This is a genomic window from Paraburkholderia sp. GAS348 (genome assembly GCF_050434205.1).
Classification (GTDB): domain Bacteria; phylum Pseudomonadota; class Gammaproteobacteria; order Burkholderiales; family Burkholderiaceae; genus Paraburkholderia.
On the sequence record NZ_JBNPVT010000010.1, the window covers coordinates 213273 to 229276 of the forward strand.

At 58.1% G+C, this 16004-nt stretch carries 14 protein-coding genes and 1 pseudogene; 6 read left to right on the forward strand and 9 right to left on the reverse strand.

Translation table 11 applies throughout. The features are described from left to right. Nucleotides 1-82: 82 nt before the first annotated feature. Together P3T22_RS18985 and P3T22_RS18990 are read right to left on the reverse strand one after the other, a co-directional pair. Nucleotides 83-754 (reverse strand): DUF429 domain-containing protein, encoded by a 672-nt coding sequence (locus tag P3T22_RS18985; RefSeq protein ID WP_429325794.1) that lies wholly within the window; start codon nucleotides 752-754, stop codon nucleotides 83-85. 453 nt (nucleotides 755-1207) lie between these two features. Continuing rightward, a pseudogene (locus P3T22_RS18990) lies at nucleotides 1208-1535 on the reverse strand (SOS response-associated peptidase family protein); the annotation flags it as partial. Nucleotides 1536-1957: 422 nt separating this feature from the next. Here P3T22_RS18990 and P3T22_RS18995 point away from each other — a divergent pair. Then, nucleotides 1958-2416 (forward strand): HU family DNA-binding protein, encoded by a 459-nt coding sequence (locus P3T22_RS18995; protein ID WP_429325795.1) that lies wholly within the window; start codon nucleotides 1958-1960, stop codon nucleotides 2414-2416. 96 nt (nucleotides 2417-2512) lie between these two features. Here P3T22_RS18995 and P3T22_RS19000 read toward each other — a convergent pair whose 3' ends face one another. From P3T22_RS19000 to P3T22_RS19010, 3 genes are all read right to left on the reverse strand, one after another. Further along, on the reverse strand, nucleotides 2513-3016 hold the full coding sequence (locus P3T22_RS19000; protein WP_429325796.1) for a hypothetical protein: 504 nt from the start codon (nucleotides 3014-3016) through the stop codon (nucleotides 2513-2515). Between the two features lie 611 nt (nucleotides 3017-3627). Continuing rightward, a complete protein-coding gene (locus P3T22_RS19005; RefSeq protein WP_429325797.1) occupies nucleotides 3628-3900 on the reverse strand; it encodes a hypothetical protein in 273 nt (90 codons plus the stop codon). A 147-nt stretch (nucleotides 3901-4047) separates the two neighbouring features. Beyond that, the gene (locus P3T22_RS19010) at nucleotides 4048-4617 is read right to left on the reverse strand and encodes a hypothetical protein (protein WP_429325798.1); all 570 of its coding nucleotides are present in this window, start codon (nucleotides 4615-4617) and stop codon (nucleotides 4048-4050) included. Between the two features lie 175 nt (nucleotides 4618-4792). Here P3T22_RS19010 and P3T22_RS19015 point away from each other — a divergent pair, with 175 nt between their 5' ends. Then, nucleotides 4793-5737 (forward strand): hypothetical protein, encoded by a 945-nt coding sequence (locus P3T22_RS19015; RefSeq protein ID WP_429325799.1) that lies wholly within the window; start codon nucleotides 4793-4795, stop codon nucleotides 5735-5737. 162 nt (nucleotides 5738-5899) lie between these two features. Here the strand turns inward: P3T22_RS19015 and P3T22_RS19020 are convergent, their stop codons facing one another. The 4 genes from P3T22_RS19020 to P3T22_RS19035 all read right to left on the reverse strand — a co-directional run bounded on the left by P3T22_RS19020 (nucleotide 5900) and on the right by P3T22_RS19035 (nucleotide 9991). Next, nucleotides 5900-6055 (reverse strand): hypothetical protein, encoded by a 156-nt coding sequence (locus P3T22_RS19020; RefSeq protein ID WP_429325800.1) that lies wholly within the window; start codon nucleotides 6053-6055, stop codon nucleotides 5900-5902. A gap of 172 nt (nucleotides 6056-6227) precedes the next feature. After that, nucleotides 6228-6746, reverse strand: a complete 519-nt coding sequence (locus P3T22_RS19025; RefSeq protein ID WP_429325801.1) for an HAD domain-containing protein — start codon at nucleotides 6744-6746, stop codon at nucleotides 6228-6230. 1116 nt (nucleotides 6747-7862) lie between these two features. Beyond that, a complete protein-coding gene (locus P3T22_RS19030; RefSeq protein WP_429325802.1) occupies nucleotides 7863-8381 on the reverse strand; it encodes a DUF6471 domain-containing protein in 519 nt (172 codons plus the stop codon). 1328 nt (nucleotides 8382-9709) lie between these two features. Next, complete coding sequence (locus tag P3T22_RS19035; protein WP_429325803.1) at nucleotides 9710-9991, reverse strand: DUF6471 domain-containing protein; 282 nt, start codon at nucleotides 9989-9991, stop codon at nucleotides 9710-9712. Nucleotides 9992-10241: 250 nt separating this feature from the next. Between P3T22_RS19035 and P3T22_RS19040 the strand changes: the two genes are divergently transcribed. Genes P3T22_RS19040 through P3T22_RS19055 form a run of 4 tightly spaced genes read left to right on the forward strand, consistent with a single transcriptional unit; the run spans nucleotide 10242 to nucleotide 15872 of the window. Beyond that, the gene (locus P3T22_RS19040; protein WP_429325804.1) at nucleotides 10242-11012 is read left to right on the forward strand and encodes a hypothetical protein; all 771 of its coding nucleotides are present in this window, start codon (nucleotides 10242-10244) and stop codon (nucleotides 11010-11012) included. Next, entirely contained in the window at nucleotides 11009-13045 is a 2037-nt protein-coding gene (locus P3T22_RS19045) for a transposase (RefSeq protein ID WP_429325805.1), read from the forward strand. The genes P3T22_RS19040 and P3T22_RS19045 overlap by 4 nt, the downstream gene beginning before the upstream one ends. Continuing rightward, nucleotides 13042-14028 carry a TniB family NTP-binding protein gene (locus P3T22_RS19050; protein WP_429325806.1) on the forward strand — a complete coding sequence of 329 codons (987 nt, stop codon included), beginning with the start codon at nucleotides 13042-13044 and terminating at the stop codon, nucleotides 14026-14028. Before P3T22_RS19045 ends, P3T22_RS19050 begins: the two co-directional genes overlap by 4 nt. Further along, nucleotides 14025-15872 (forward strand): TniQ family protein, encoded by a 1848-nt coding sequence (locus tag P3T22_RS19055; RefSeq protein WP_429325807.1) that lies wholly within the window; start codon nucleotides 14025-14027, stop codon nucleotides 15870-15872. Before P3T22_RS19050 ends, P3T22_RS19055 begins: the two co-directional genes overlap by 4 nt. Nucleotides 15873-16004: the final 132 nt, after the last annotated feature.

Consider the following 16004-nt stretch of genomic DNA (forward strand, 5'->3'; position numbering starts at 1 on the left):
CCGTCGCCTGTGAGGGAACTCAAGTCTGTGCCTAACGGACTCAAGGGACACATGGCGCCGCTATTGCATCAGCCGTATTAGTTCAGTCGTGGGAAAGGTCTGAACTAACTCGCCTATCGTGAACAGCGGGAGTAGGCACCACGATGAATCCCCCTAGCTCATCGCCGTACGCTTCGACTCTTCCGTCAAGTAGATAATTTGCCGTCAGCGCGCACAGCGCCGCATCAACGTCGTCGATTGACCTCAGCGGCGTTGTTTCGACTCCCTGATGTTTGAGGATTTCTCGGCGCTGAGTTCCCTTTTTCTTCGCTGATGCGACTTCCTTCCCAAGAAAGGCACAGGTTATCGCGTGGGGAAACGTCTCAAAGCACACGCCGCCACCGGTTTCTTCACCATTCTTGAAAAGAGGAAAGTGTGGGGTGAATGCATCATATACACGCTCGCCGTTGAACATCCACCCGTAGAATCCGCTTTGGCTGGCCATGGCCGTTTCGCGAGTCGGTGTGGCAAACGAAAAGATTCGTTGCTGGGCAAGAGACTTCTCAGCTTGCCTGCCGGTCTCGCCAATTCGCCATCGACAGGGTGCGTCAATGCCCACCGCTGCTACCTCAAATTGGAGGCACTTTTCGAGCATATGCTCCGGCGCTTCTTTGCGGAGGTTGCACACAATCTGGGTACCTCGCAGGATAACCAGATGATTCCCCTTCCGGTCGCCGCCAATATCGATTCCAGCTACAGCTCGTCCAGAGCTCATAGTGCAATTGCCCATTTGAATAAGTCCCGGCGTTCGCAGGGGAAGAATGCAGAATAGACCGGTGCGTTGTCGTCGTTGAACTGCACGGGCACTCTCACTCGATTATCTCTACGCTGTACCCATCGCTGCGTTTTTCCGATTTCGTGCAATCCAAGCGTGAGGGCAATCGTGCTCCTTCGAGATTGAACAAACGTTGTTGCGTCAATGCTGGCCGGCATTTAGCAGCATCCAAATTCGTTGCGTGGGCGGCCCGGCAAGGATTCGCGCAAATACCGCGCGGCACCTAACGCAGGTGTCGTGCTCTTCGACTCGCGCATCTTTCACCGCGCCGACGCCGTTGAGCGTGAGGTCTTGATGCGGAAGCTCAGCCGCTGACTTTCCGTACAGGTCAGCACAGCGCGTGCAAGGTTGAATCCAAAGGTGTATTCGTCAGTTGCAGATGGTTGCGAACGGTCAGGCAGCCAGCAGGTGCTCGTAGTAAGGGCGGCCCCTGTCATCCAGTATTGCATACTGCGCCGCCAAGTCCGACCCGTCCAGATTCAGCCACGCGTCAACGTTTTCCGGCTTAATGGGGATGATGCACCGGTCATGTCCGGCGGCCGCAATTTCTGGCGGAGGCATGTCCGTAATGGCCGAAAATGAGAGCAAGTCTGGCTCGCCCGGGAGACGTCCAGCGCGACAAAAGAAAAGCGTCCCGCATGTCGTGCGCGGGAATCAGCCTAAACTCGAAAACAACATTCTCGTTCTTTTCGCCCTCCGCCAGCTCACCGCCCTCCATCTTCGGGCAACTCACTCACCAGCTCGGCGTTGAACTTGTCGATGAGTGCTTTTACCGCGCTCGCCATCGGACTGTGACACCGAAAACGCATCTTCCATCGCCTTCGGTATCTTCGCTTTGCTGCCCTCGGCGCGCTCACAGACACCCGACGCTGGACTCGCGCGAGAGGTTTTCTCCTCTTGCCCGTGCTTCAAATCCTTTCGCATAGCCGTTTACCTGGGTGCAGCCTTCTGCGGAGGGGTACAGGTCATCGTTTTTGCGTCACCTCGGCGCCAAACCCTTTGTTTTAGGGCCTCCCCCGTTGCAGATTCAAATCCGGATTGCTACGCTAGCGCCAGCCTGAGGATTTGGACCTTTGCGTATTGTCGGTGACTGTGCAAAGGCAAGGGTCTCGGGCCAATCATTTGACCAATGACGAGGAATCTATGGCAACAACGAGTGCAACGAAAACTGCCGCAAAGCCGGCTCCGAAGAAAGCTGTAACGCCGGTCGAGAAAAAGGCGAAAGCGCCGACGGTGCAGAAGGCTGCGACTCCTGTCACGAAGAAGGCGGTCGCTGCCACGCCGCTGAAGCCCATCAAGGATTCGTTCACGAAGGCTTCGCTTGCTACCCATCTTGCCGAGCGCGCAGGTGTCGAGCCGAAAGCGGCGAAGGCTTTGATGGCAGCGCTGGAAGAAACGGTGCTCGCGTCGGTCCACAAGAAGGGTGCGAAGGAGTTCACGCTGCCCGGTCTGCTTAAGGTTGTCGCTCAGGACGTGCCGGCAAAGAAGAAGCGCTTCGGCAAGGACCCGTTCACGGGCGAAGAAAAATGGTTTGCCGCAAAACCCGCTTCGGTGCGTTTGAAAGTACGCCCGCTGAAGAAGCTGAAGGACGCCGCTCTCTAAGCCGGACCGCTGGAAAGGAAGCCCCTCGCGACGGAAGTCTGAGGGGCTTTTTTGCTTCTATGCCTGCCCACAGGCAACGAAAACCGTTCCGTAACGTCAAGTTGATTGCTTCGCAAACGGATTGATGGGCTGAACCTTCCGGCGGTCCTTGACGCGCTCCAGCATCTGGCATGTGCTCCAATCAGAAACCAGCGCTTCAAACCCGCGGACGACATTCGATTCCATAGCTTGCACCCCGGCATCGCCATTGAAATTGGCACTGAACGCAGAGTGGAAGCGATACTGGAAGTAGGCAGAGACCTCCTGGATGCGCTCTTGCGTACCCGAGTCCGTGAACATCACGGATTCAGGCGAGAACGGGTCGTAGTAAATGACATTGGGGTAGTCGGTAGCCACAGCTACGCGTGGTTCATCACTCACAAGCAGCGAGCCGACCAACTGGATAGACCCTTTCATCCCCTTCGGGGTTTTGAATACCCAAATGCGCTTTGGCAACCGCTCCGCGAGTTGAATGACTCTCGTATTGTTGGAGCCAACGTAGCCAACTTGGCCGTTCTTGAGGTTCTGCTCGAGCTTCTGCCAGTAGTAGAAAATGTCCATTCGATGTCTGCTATTCGATGCTTGGTTCACTGCGATGCTTAATCAACGTCGCAATGTTACTAGAAGCTGCTTTTATCGAGCACGAACCGGTTCAAGATGGTTCACGCCGTTATGCCGCAAACCGATACGCGTAGTACGGCCCGTCCCTGTCATCAAATACGGCACGGAGCGCCGCCAACTCCGACGCATCCGAACATGCGCCAAACTCGCGTCAATGCTGGCCGGCATTCAGCAACGTCCAAGTCTGCCGCGTTGGCGGCCCGGCAAGGATTCGCGCAAACACCGCGCGGCATCGAACGCAGGTGTAGTGCTCTTCCACTCGCGCATCTTTCACCGCGCCGGCGCCGTTGAGCGTGAGGTCTTGGTGCGGAAGCTCATCCGCCGACTTGCCGGCAAGGTCAGCGCATGGCGCGCAGGGTTGAATCCAAAGGTCCATTCGTCAGTTGTCGGCAATTTTGAGCAACATGCGGGCATGTCGATGCTGGTAGAAAGCATCGGTTTCAAACCGAGGAATATCTGCGACGGGGCGTCGCAAGGTAGACCATTTGAGGTAAGCGCATCAGTAGTGACTACGCCATCAAAAACGAACAACGAATCGATGTCTTTCGCGGTTAGTCCCCAAACGGGTTGCCGGTGTCTTTCACTTCGGTATTGAGGTTGTATTCCGCACGCACGGCCTTGAGCACGCCCTCGATGTCGCGCTCGAAGCCGACCGCGTTGCCGAAGTGGGTCATGTTCCAGTTGCAGCCTGTCTTGTCAGCCTCTTGAAACTGCGGCCGTGGCACACGAATCTTCACGCCATCCTCGACGATTTCCTGCAGTCGATGGATTCGCCGGTTGACCTCCTGCTGAAGCTGCGAGGCATTGAGCGTCTTGCGTATCATCCAAGTCTCCTTCCGGTTGCTCAAGCCAGTCTAGCGCATGTGAGGCATTCCGCGACCTGGCGCTGAAATGCAAAGTGCCTGAGAGAGACGACGCCTTGGTTCGGCGGGGTAGGAGCCGCACAAGTGCACCTGGTATCGCTTGCGAAACTATCGGGCGCCAGCCAGAAAGTCTTGCCAGTCCCACGCGTACGCGCAGTCCATTGGCTCTGGGTCGTCTTCGATGACAGGGCGCGTTGAGTAAGCCAAGTTTCTACGGAAAAACGTTCGCGTCGGTTCAGGTATTTCGCGCAGGCGCACATATCGCAGGCCATCGCTTTCGTGCACGGGGACTTCGGGAGGCGTCGGTCTTGCTGGCAATTGTTCATCGCCGTTATTGAGCGCAGCAGCGATGCTCCTTACAACCAAATCCCACACCGACGCGGACCACCGAGGGTACCTGTGCAGCGTCGACGTTTCGCCCACTTCGCCGAGCAGGTCTTCGCGAAGGTCCACCTCATAGTCGGCAAGCGCGCCGTCTTTTATGCGCACAATGTTAGCGGTCGCGATGACGCGCCGGCTCGACTCGCGGCCACCTGGCCACAGCTCAACGGTAACTTTCAGCATTTGTTCGCCTTTATTGTCCAACCCGCTCGGGTTGAATAAAACGTGCGCATATACAAAATACGCGCCGGCTTGGCGCGCCACTTCTAAAGTCATAAGCATGCAGAATTTTGACAACTTTTCTTCACATGAAGCTTCCGAGGTACTTGAGCAGGCAACTGACTGCTCACTCGCAGCTCTCAATTCCACCTGGGAATGCGAGACCCTCTGTTTCTGGCTTACAGTCGACGCCGGGGACCTGTTCATCTGGCTATGCGAGGACCAACCTCAATTGGCCGCCAGAATTTGGCGCATGAACCTGCTGAAGAAATATAAAAAGAGAATCGCGGCCCGGATATCGTTGATGCAACGCGCAGAGGGTTTCGTCTGGAAGCATGTGGACGATGCACTACGCACCTTCATCGCCGATTCGCCAACTGGGGAGCGGCTAGGCATGGTCCGCGCTCTGATGGAGAAGGCACGTTTGACCTTTTCTGATGACCACTATTACTGGGATGATGAGGACGAGGAAACCTACGTTTCCTACCTCGATAACCACGACGGAGCGGACGAGAGATGGAGAGGCGGCGGTCCGGGATACGGTGCTATGGTGACGGAGGCGGTAGCACGTGAGGCGCTCAGGATTATAGTGGGACGAAATATCCACGCCATCGAGACCGGGCAGCGAGGATATACGCAGCAAAGCAATTCTTGGGAAACGGATGAAGGGTGCGCGATTGTTGACGAGATTCGCCGCTGCGCGCATTCCTCGGCGACAACCTGCTACGTGGTGGCCGAAGACGCACTCCCTCAGTCGCTGCGCGACAGGACGGCGGAGCACCGGTGTCTCGCGGTAGAAGTCGACGACCAGTGGCTCGACCACCCTGAGCTGATTGCGAATCCGGATGGTCTTTGCTATCACCTTTTGGACGACGGAGACAATCCGATTCCGATTCCAACCTGGGGGCTGGCGAACAAGGTTCTTTGGCTCCGTGCGGAGACTTTTCTCGAGCCCATCCGCCGGTTCAGAAGCGCTTTGCCCGTACTCTATGTTGGAAGCACGAGATGTCGACTTGTAATCCATAAATTTGCTCATTGGGCGGACCTGCACCGACTGATTGACGAGCAAAGGAAGGATGGGACTCGCCCTGAATACCACGAGTCCATCGACATGAATTCCCTCACAACTGAACTGCCCGACGGAACGGTGCTGTACCCGTCGCTGAAACGAAATCTTGTCGATTTGACGGGCGGCTGAAACTGCCCGCGGTGGCGCCCCACCCGTCGGAGGAAAGTGAGCGTTCCACGTGGGGTCAACCTGTTGCCTTGTATTGCGAGGTCCAAGCTACCCACTATTGGCCCGAAAAAGGCGGCGCCCATCAGTACGACGAGCATTGCCAGCGGAGCGACGGCGAACTTATCAACCATCACGCTCTCCCGGCTTCTTTCGCTGAACACGAGTGACCATGACATATCGAACGGCCGCGCGAATCCCAAGCACCAGCAACCCCACCACAATCACAATAGCGAAAGGGAAGGCGAGCAGAAGAAGCTGACTGGAAGAGATGTCTTGCATAACATGACTGCGAGTTTGGGGAAGGTCAAGAACACCGCGAGCCCGAAGAAGAGTTGCGCTGTCACTGCAGACGACCATCGTTTGCGCCAATAATCCGCATGTGAGGTGACACGTCGTATTGCGCTAACTCTAACTCTGCGTCAATCCCCAGCATCGCACCATGACGAAGATGCTATAGCGCCTGGCATTCGCGTAGCCAGGATTTAATCCGCGAACGCGCATCGGGCGAACTAATGCCGCTCTCGGGGGACAGATGAACAAAATGCCTGGCGTACCCAATCGGCACGCCCCATGCTCGGTCGTCGAGCACGAGCCAACTCAGCACACCGTGAGACGAAACGTGGCGCAGGATTTTGGATACACGGTCGGTGCCGTCCCGGACTTCGCTCATCCTGGACCTGACTCTCGTAGTGTCGTCAACAACTCGATAACGTAGGGCATCGGGCAGATAAGAGACAACGCCGGCACAGCCTATATGCGACACCCACGATGTGGTCAGCACAATCTGAATGCTCGGGTGCGGGGCGAGCAGTTCGACGAGTACCGGGGCGAATTCGAACAATTCCCGTCCGCTGTCAAGAGTAATGACTCCGGTGTCATCAATGACCGCAGAACCAGCATGCAACGTTCCGTCTATATCTAGGTAGAGGGTCGGTGCGCGCGCGTCGAATACGAGTTGAGTTCTGGCCACGAGACTCCTGGCTATCAACGATTAATGCTGCTTCGAAGGTCGGATTTTAGAAATTAACGGACGTCGAATTTATCGAATGGCGCCGGGGGCGATTCAACACTTTCATCTGTTTAGTTCACGTCAAGCACCTTGCGCACAACGGTGACTACATCGTCGGCGCTATTCACTCTCACCCGCAGCAAATCGCAGCGCGGATAGTTGTCAAACACCGCACTGGTGTGTGCATGGCCCTTGGCAACAATTATGTCCAACCTCGCTTCGACGAACACATTCGGTCTTGGCACTGAGTCTCGCGTAATAAACACCGTCGCCTCGCGCAACCTTGGATACGGCCGTTGTGGCCACAAATTTCGTTCATCGTGCAACGCCTCACGCGCCCGTCGCCAAATATTCAATCGCGGGTCAATCCCTGTTTCGCCGATGCACACGACTGGAAGTTCACCTCCGTGACTGAATTCTCCAGCGCAGATTTTCACGATAGTCTTCGGGAGTTCCGACGCCCAATCACACGCTACTATCAACAATTGTCTGAAACTCCTGTCGTCAATTATTGGCCGCAGCGACGTAAATTTCACCGAGCTCACGGGTGCGCTCGCTGAGTAAGCAGAAGCGCGCGGCCGAACGCACGAACCACAGATGCGACATGTGTATCGAGGCGTTGCCGATTGTAGGCGCCGTCGACGAGAAACGATGCATAGACGGGACGTCTTCGGCATCACGGTCGAGTTAGCGGAGCTCACTCGCCGAGTGCCTTTCTGGATACGTTCGCCAGCAGGATGGCGAGTGCCACCTTTCGTTTCGAAGATGCGCGACGGGCTGGCGCGATTTCTGGCTCTTCGCACACGTCCCTCGGCTTCCAGGTAGGCGCCTGCACGCTTGAATGTCGCGAACGGCTCGCGCTACGCTCTGGCGAAACGCCGAGACCGCACTCGGCTGGTCGCTCGCCGTGTGCTCGCCGGCGCCCGGGCTCCGGCGACGCGCAGAGCAAGTGGTGATGGCACCCACGCTATCGGATACGGCGAAATATTTTGCGTGTGTTTTCACGCGCCGACAGATACGACTATAGTCGCCTCGCACAGGGTTTCAAGGGAAATTTTTGGGTGCCAAACCACGTGCCTAACGAGAGGCGGTTGAGGTCGCAGCAGCCGCGGCGTAGAGGTCCGAGCGGTCGATGAATCGCTCGACGTCGGTTATCCACAGGACGGCCGCGCACTGAAGCAGGAGTGTGAGCGGATAGGTGCCCGTTGTAACCTGCTCGCTCAGGGTGTGGGCTGGAATGGTGACGCCAATGCTGCAAAGCCGGCGACTCAGTTCAACGAACGTCATGCCGGCCCGTATGCCCATCTCGACCTGCATTACACGCGACGCGCGTTGTTCCCAGGTACCTGGTGTGTCAATATCGGCGCGCCACTGCAGAGGGTACTCCGCACCAACCACGCTCAGCGATTGAAGAAAGAAGGCGAATCTGAAACTGCCTCGTTGAACCTTGCCTTCAACGGAGCGAGCCGTTTCGTCCGCGCCGAGTTTTCTTAACTCGGCTGCCAGCGCAGCATAATTTTCGTCCTTCCGGGCCAGGACTGCGCGCATGACCCGAGTTGCGAGCTTAGTCCAGGTAATATCGTTTTTGTCGCTCACGGAAATCCCTTGCCGTTAGGTTGCGTCCGGACCTTCATTTTTCGTGTGAAAACACACGCAAGAGGCTTTACAAATGCGAAAAGTGCGAGCGTGGGAAAACGCTCCCGCGCAGTGGGCCGCAAGCGGACGATTTTAGGCTGCGTAGCGTACGCCAGCCAGCGCCATTTTGGGCCGGCGGGCGCGATTTTCCGGGCCACCCAAGCTTCGGTAACAGCAGGCGCTTCATGCCACGAGTTAGTCAAATATCGGGTCTCTTCCTCCAAAGGGCGAGGCGACCCGATGCTTTTGTGCCGGTCCAACGGCGTGTTCGCAGCGTCCCTAATCAATTGGACCTAAGGCGGTACTCAAGCGATATCGGTTGCACGGCCGATGATTTCCAGGGAGAGGCCTACTACGATTTGTAAACGAACGACGCCAGGATGAATGGTCCGTGCATGGTTACGGAAAGCGAAAGTTTCGCGGTGACGGCTACCGGCCGGCGAACGGGTACTGGTACACATCAAGTCGTGCGAGGACGGCACGTGATTCGCTGCCTACGCCGAGTTAAGGAAGCCTCTCTGCAGGCGTTAGTGGATTACCCAAGTATCATTGGGTAAAAATACTATTAGTTGTGCTGTCTGGGTTTATAACGGACTTAAGACCGTGCGAAGCGCGAGAATAGTTAAGGCGACGAATGACTGCTGGCGTGAGTGGGGAGTGAGTTGGCAACTTGAATAGGTAATTCATTAGTAAAGACTTTTCAAGTCTTGCAATCATGGGCAACGGCGTGAGGCGCCCGCACAATGCAGCCTCTTCCGAAGAGTGGAGCTCCGGGAAGAAGGGGCGACGGATGTTTGCGTGGAGAACCCACCGCTCTCGATAACGCTCCACCTTAATCTGTAGCGAAAAATACTCAGACAACTTGCTTGAACAGGGAGGCAGGGGTCCGAAAGCGCAGCGGCTATTCCGTCGCTCAGTGATGGGGTCGTGCAGCGCTCGCGGATGCTGCACCACTTCGCGGGCACGTATATATCATTGGCTCAAAGTACATGAGCCAACCGGCGCATTGTGCGAGAAAGGGCGTATTTGATGTCTGGGACAAAGTTATCGATGTCACAGGTAGTTTGCGAGCCACAGTAACCATCCAGCTTGAAAATCTCCCAACTATTGCCTACGTTGGTAAACCCAAGCCGGTGCAACGCCGGCACGCAGAGCCAGAAATGAGCTTGCATTCGTCCGCTTGACCGCCTGCTCGGTCAGGCCCCTCTATTAATGAGAGGGTATGACGGGAGCAGGCGATGAAGATGGTCTGGCTGGGGGCGAATCCGGCGGCGTGGGCAGCCAGTCGCCTATTCCTCACCGTTCTGTCCCTCTTTGGACTGGGGGACCCTGATGTTCTCCACCTCCATGGCACGCAGACAGGCAAACAGGAAGGCTGCCGAGAACCGCCTGCGATTGATTTTGCGGTTTATCTGGCCGGCCGGCTCATAGATTTTCAAGCGCTCCAGCATCTGCGAAAGCTGCTTGTAGCTGATGCCGCGCCGCACCATCTGTTCCTCTATCAGACCCTTCGCCTGTTTTTCCCAATGCTCATATGGCTGCGCCGGCAGCTCGTCACGCTTGTGCGGCATTTGTTCAACTCCCCTCGACCTTGCTCGAGCCTCTCTTTTTCTGGTGCCGGAATTCTCTCACGGCTATTTTCGGTCGTATACGACCGACACCCAAAAGTAGGCTCTACACGTCCTAAGCAAGCCATTTTTTCGAGGACAGAATGCTGACAAAAACTTTACAGAGCAATTCACCGACCCGACGCGCCGCAGTTGCATCCCGGACGAGCACGCAGACCGGCAGTCGCCTACTGGCTGCGGACGAAGGCGCGAAATGAGAAGCGCACTGTCCTATGGCGTCCGTAGCCGCCGGAGTGCTGCGAACGCTGGCGTCCGGCTCACGGCCCGGACGTATGGCAAGGCCCGCATCGGCACCTATGCCGAAAAAGCCGGCGGCCACATCACCGTCGAATCCGACGCTGAACGCCTGGTAGCGCACATGCTGTGCGTTGACCCGCGCGTGCGCTCCTTCAGGCAACAACCGTTCACCGTCGACCTGATTGGAGAGCGGCTGCTGTTCACGCGCGAGGAGCTGTCCGAAGCGCGCAGGATTCGTGGTGGTCGTAATGGCCAGACGGAGTACACGCCAGACTTTGCGACCGTTCAGGCCGACGGCCTGCAGCGCGCATACGAGGTCAAGCTGCAGGGCTTCGAGGGCGATGGCCAGTACTGGGCCAAGGTCGAGCGGGCCCGGGAAATAATGTCGGCGTACTGCTATCCGCTATCCACGGTGGTCGTGCCTGCGGATGAACGGCACCCGGTCGTCGTCAACGTGCAACTGTTGAAATCGGCAATAGCGCGCGCCCACGAATACCTGACCCCGGACATCATCGACCGGGTCGAAAGCTATTGCGAATCGGGCCCGGTGCTGCAGCGCACGCTGTGCGCTGACCTCCAGATTCCGGCGGGCCTGATTCCTCCGCTGCTCGCCAATGGCGTTCTGCAGGCCGACCTCGCGCATCACCATATTTGCGCCACGCTGGAACTATCGTCCGCGTATGGCGACCTGGGACACCTCTGTCTGATTGAGGAGCTGCGGCCATGATGGCCGACCTGCGCGCCGGAGACAAGTTCGCGCTGCCCGGCAAACCGGACAATTTCTTCGAGGTGCTGGACAGTCGCCTCCATGCTGGCTCCATCCACCTTTTCGATGCCGAGAAGCGTGAGGCCCGCTATGTCGAATACGAGGAAATCCGCGCGCGGATTTCGGAAGGCAGTTTGGTCCTGCATCGAAAGGGAATGCCGCGTGTCAGCATTGCCGCCCAGTACGACAATCCGGAATTGCACAGTAAGGTGCGCCTGCTGAACGATACATTGCGACGCATTGATGCCATCAGGGACCAACGGGGCCTGTCGTTTAACGCAGCGATATCTCTGGCCTGTGATGCCTATCTGATGGAAAACGGAGACAAGCCAATTGTCAACCCCTTTCCGTCGCGCGCAACCCTGTACCGGGCGCACAAAAATCAACTGCTCGGCCTGCCGGTTCTCAAGGGTGACAAGAATAAAGGCAATGCAACGGCGAGGTATTCGAAAAACCTTGTCGAATTCGTCAAAGAGGTAATCGAGAACGAATTCCTGGTTCCGGAATCCAAGTGGACCGTCCTCGACCTCACGAGATACATCGACCGTGAGGCCCGTCGCCGTGGCCTGCATGTTGCCACGCACGCTATCAGCCGAAAGTTCGTGTGCGCAAGGATTGGCGACTCGACCGTCGACGCAGAATACGACCGGATGGACCCGCACAATCGGGTCGCCGGCAAATCGTCCGCGAAGAAGCGTATCCGGGCGGCGTTCCCATTCGCTCGAATTGAACAGGACGCTCTGCACCTGCCATTCGTGGTGCGCACCCCCCATGGCATCGCCCGGACCATCTATCTGGTGCTGGCGATTGATGTCTGCACCGGATATCCGGTGGGGTGGCATCTCGTCATCGGTTCGCCGCGAGAGACGGATTCGCTGTTGTGCCTTGAGATGTATCTGACGCCCGCCAAGGCAGACCGCTTCGCGGCGCTTGGCATCGCTCACGCGCTGAACGTGTATGGCACACCTGCACAGGTCATTTTTGATAATGGCCCGGAAACAAAAGGTGCGCGAATCGTCCGCCTAGAGCAGCTGGGAATGGATGTCAAGCACTGCAAAGCAAAGCACGCGCAAGGCAAGCCGTTCATCGAGCGCCTGAACCGGTCGCTCAAGGAGGGACTTCAACGTCTCCCCGGCTGCACGCGCTTCGAAGGAAAAGATGGCAAGCGCGACCCCGTCGCGCTGGGCGAAGAGTTGATGAACATTGAAGCACTCGAGAAGTGGATTGTCAGGTGGCTCTATGAGGACTGGGTCAACAGCCCGCTCGACCGGCTGCGCTGGGACGAACTGCTCGTCGATTCGGTGAAGGGAAAGACGCCGCTTGAGCGGCTGACTTACCAGACCGACGAATTGGGACAGCCCATCACCCTGCCGCCGCCGCGTCGTGAATGGATGGCTGCGCTTTACGAACACAAGCTGTGCGTGTTGAGTGCGAAAACGGGCATCACGCTTGAGCATGGATTCAGGTACAAAGGTGAGGCGGCCATGTCGTACCTGCTGGCCAAGTACGGTGACCATGAGCAGCTCCACATTCTCTACAACCCCGACGATTTCCGTCAGGTGTACGTGTACGAGGGAGATGACCTTGACCTCGTGACGCTGACGCACGAACACGTTCGCCCGGACACGCCGGCATGGACCTTTGCGGAAGCCAAGGCCCGATTCGATTCGGGCATGGAAAACTGGACGACCCCGGACGAAAAGGTCCAATTCGAGCGGGAAATGGACGAGGCGGTCACCGGAAACGCGAAAGCCGGTAAGCCTAGGACTCGCGGCAAACGCGAGGAAAACAGGGAAACCGTGCGCCGCTCAAGGGAAAGCTCAGCCGTCCAGCGAGCCATGGACCGGCCGCTTTCAGCGGCAGCGCCGTTTGGGCTTCCACCTTCGAACAATCCGTCGTTGCCGGCAAAAGAGCTTCAGCCCGATGTCATCTCGTACGACGACGCGCCTTTGATGAATATCGTGAACAGAAACACTGGAGAAAAACTGCTGTGACGCCAGCCCAACAACTACGCAGGGACATCGAGACCTGCGAGCTTCCGCATTCAATGTTCGTGGAGCATCTGACTGCGCTCAAACGGCGCATCGATGACGCGCTCGCCGGTTTTGCGCCCAAAGTCATTCGCGTTCCTGGTCCGAGCGGTGTGGGTAAATCCTCGCTCATCGCCAACCTGTCGCGTGACTATCCTGAAACCCGCATTGAGGGACGGCGCCATGTCCCCGTACTGGTTGTTGAGGTGCCCCACTCGGCAACGGCCAAACTACTTCCCAAGAGTGTGCTGCGTGCGTTGGGCATCCAGGTTCCCGGCAGCATGACGGCGGGCGCGATGTTCGACCTGATGGTGACGCAGCTGCGCTTGGCCCGCACACGTGTCGTGATTTTCGACGAGATATCGCACCTCGTTGATGAAGGCTCGCGGGTGCCTCCGCGCGCGGCCAGCGACTGGCTCAAGATGCTGGCGGACGCGCTCCGCATGACACTGATTCTCTTCGGCATTCCGCGACTCGAGCGGCTTTTTTCGGCAAATGAGCAGCTGCGTCGCCGCGCATGTCCCGCGCTCAATTTCCTGCCGTATGACGCAACCATTGTTGAGGAGATGGTGGCCTACAACTCGTGCGTCGCGAATTATGCGCGCCTTTTCTCAGCGGCAGGCTACCCCATTGAAGTGCCCACGCGGGTGCTGACACAGCAAAGCTATCTGCTAACCGGAGGTTTGGTCGGAGTGCTCGCGGACTTCGTGCGCGAGCTGGCGAGTTGCATGGCGAACGAAGCACCGCGTGCCATTACATACGCGGACTGCCGGAAGGCGGCTGGATACGTCAGCCACGCAGGCTCACCGCACAGACTTGCTTTCCAGGACTCTGACGTCGACGACGCGGGCGTGGAGCCGGCGGCACTGAAACAGGCATACGTTCATGTGCTGACCAGTAACGCGACGTCCGTACCGGTTCGCAAAAAATCAGGAGGTAAACAATGAGCCTCGTTCTCACCTACACGCCTAGGGACGACGAGTCCGGGATGGGCTACCACCGACGCCTTGCCGCAGACAATGCGCTTTTCAGCTGGCGTGACCTCGCGAGTACGGCGGGTGTCGAGCGCAACCGCCGTGCGTTGCTGACGCGCACGGACGACGTGGCCCGTAACCTCGGCCTGGAACCTGCATGGGCCGTGTTTACCTCTAAGCAGGAAGGCCTCTGCCGGGATTGGGGACGCCTGCACCGCGCGCAATCTGACGCCGTTTGTCCTGAGTGCCTGGCTGAATCCCCTTACCTGCGACACCAGTGGGAACACACCTATGTCACGGCATGCCCGAAACATCGAATCCTGCTGGTCGACCAGTGCGACGCGTGCGGGAAGCACCTGTCGCCGGAGCGGCTTTACATTGGATTGTGCTCGTGTGGTCACGACCTGAGGAGCCTGCCGCGCGTGCCCGCGACAAGGGCGCAGCAGTGGCTGTCGACGCTGATTGGGAGCAACGGGCAGCAGCCTGGCAGCGTGAAGCCGCTTCTGCACGGCGTGGACATCAATGTGCTGGTGAAGGTGATTCGCACGCTCTGCCAATATGCGCAGCCGGCGCGCCCAGGGTTGCCGCGCGGCGCGGCATTGCCGAAATTCGTCACCGAAGCGGTCGAATTTCTCTCGCCGCTCGAAGGCTTGCTGGCCGACTGGCCGACGGGTTTCCGCAATCACGTCGAGCAGCGCATTGCCGCCGGTCGCAAGGATGCCCGCACGCTGAACACGTTGCTCGGTGACTGGTACATCAGTCTGCGCAAGCTTTGCCAGGGCACGACGCTCGAGCCTCTGCTCCACATCATCATCGACGTCGCTGCCCGGAAGTCCGATTGTGTCCTAGGCCTGGATTCCGCCAAAGAAATGGCCGAGGATGCGACCGGCTATATGCGCGCGCCGGATGCTGCAAAGGCTATCGGCGTCAGTGTTTCACGCCTGCATGACTCCATCGTCGCTGGCGAGTGCGAGCACCGCGCACGGCGCACTGGCACACGTGGCCAGTTGTTCGAAATTCCTTGCGCTGAGGTTGAACGCGTCCAGCGGCAACGCGCCGGCTGGATTGCCGACATCAACGCCTGCGAATTGTTGGGTGTTCCACCCGTCGTGCTCGAGCGCATGAAAGCAGCCGGTGTTATCCGGTCAGACGTCCGCTGGCGCGAAGACCTGATGAAGGGCGGTCCGGTTGAGCGCCAGTCCATCACGGATTTATATGAGCGTGTGGAAAGTTGGGCTCAACCCGCTACGGTGGCTGACGATTCGACGCTCACATGGGCGGAGCTGACAAGCCGGCGTATGGGGGACCGACGGGCTATCGAGCAACTGATGCAGGCCATCGCAGGCGGCAAGGTGAAAGCCGTCGTACGTGGTCGGACGCTGGGCGAAATGTTCTTCCTGAGGTCGGATGTATCGCAGTATTTCGGCACGCCGCTGCTCGAGGCCGGCATGTCGATTCAACAACTGGCCAAAGCGACCGGTTGGAAGTGGGAGTCCATCCAGCACTGGGCGGACGAAGGGCTACTGGCGTCGGAACGGATTCAGCGACGTGGCCAGCCATGTCGCGTGGTGCTGCCGCACCAGCTGCTGGAGTTCCGGCAAGCCTATGTTCCGCTGGCAGACCTGGCTCGTGCCATGGATACGAGGTCCTCGGCGCTGTCCCGCTTGCTGCCCGGCGTCGAACTGGTCGGTGCGAAACAGCTTCCTGATGGCGCCATGCGGGGCGCGCTGATTCGTATCGCCGACCTCGGCCGGCTGGCGATTATCGGTGCGAGAGCCGGGCACGATTTGTTTGTGCCTGCATCGTTGACGCCATGAGCGGGCGGGCGTTGCGTCGAACCACCCCAATGCCTGACCGGCAATGTGTGCGCCGGTCGGCACATGGTTGGGCTCGCATGTAGTGCCGCCACGTCCACGACAGAACCGAAAGGTATGACTTTCCCCCACCAG

Bases quoted from the DNA above. Each gene is read 5' to 3' on its own strand.
- P3T22_RS19045 (WP_429325805.1), top strand. From the start codon at position 11,009: ATGATGGCCGACCTGCGCGCCGGAGACAAGTTCGCGCTGCCCGGCAAA.
- P3T22_RS19055 (WP_429325807.1), top strand. From the start codon at position 14,025: ATGAGCCTCGTTCTCACCTACACGCCTAGGGACGACGAGTCCGGGATG.
- P3T22_RS18995 (WP_429325795.1), top strand. From the start codon at position 1,958: ATGGCAACAACGAGTGCAACGAAAACTGCCGCAAAGCCGGCTCCGAAG.
- P3T22_RS19000 (WP_429325796.1), bottom strand. From the start codon at position 3,016: ATGGACATTTTCTACTACTGGCAGAAGCTCGAGCAGAACCTCAAGAAC.
- P3T22_RS19040 (WP_429325804.1), top strand. From the start codon at position 10,242: ATGAGAAGCGCACTGTCCTATGGCGTCCGTAGCCGCCGGAGTGCTGCG.
- P3T22_RS18985 (WP_429325794.1), bottom strand. From the start codon at position 754: ATGAGCTCTGGACGAGCTGTAGCTGGAATCGATATTGGCGGCGACCGG.
- P3T22_RS19035 (WP_429325803.1), bottom strand. From the start codon at position 9,991: ATGCCGCACAAGCGTGACGAGCTGCCGGCGCAGCCATATGAGCATTGG.
- P3T22_RS19020 (WP_429325800.1), bottom strand. From the start codon at position 6,055: ATGCAAGACATCTCTTCCAGTCAGCTTCTTCTGCTCGCCTTCCCTTTC.
- P3T22_RS19015 (WP_429325799.1), top strand. From the start codon at position 4,793: ATGAACCTGCTGAAGAAATATAAAAAGAGAATCGCGGCCCGGATATCG.
- P3T22_RS19005 (WP_429325797.1), bottom strand. From the start codon at position 3,900: ATGATACGCAAGACGCTCAATGCCTCGCAGCTTCAGCAGGAGGTCAAC.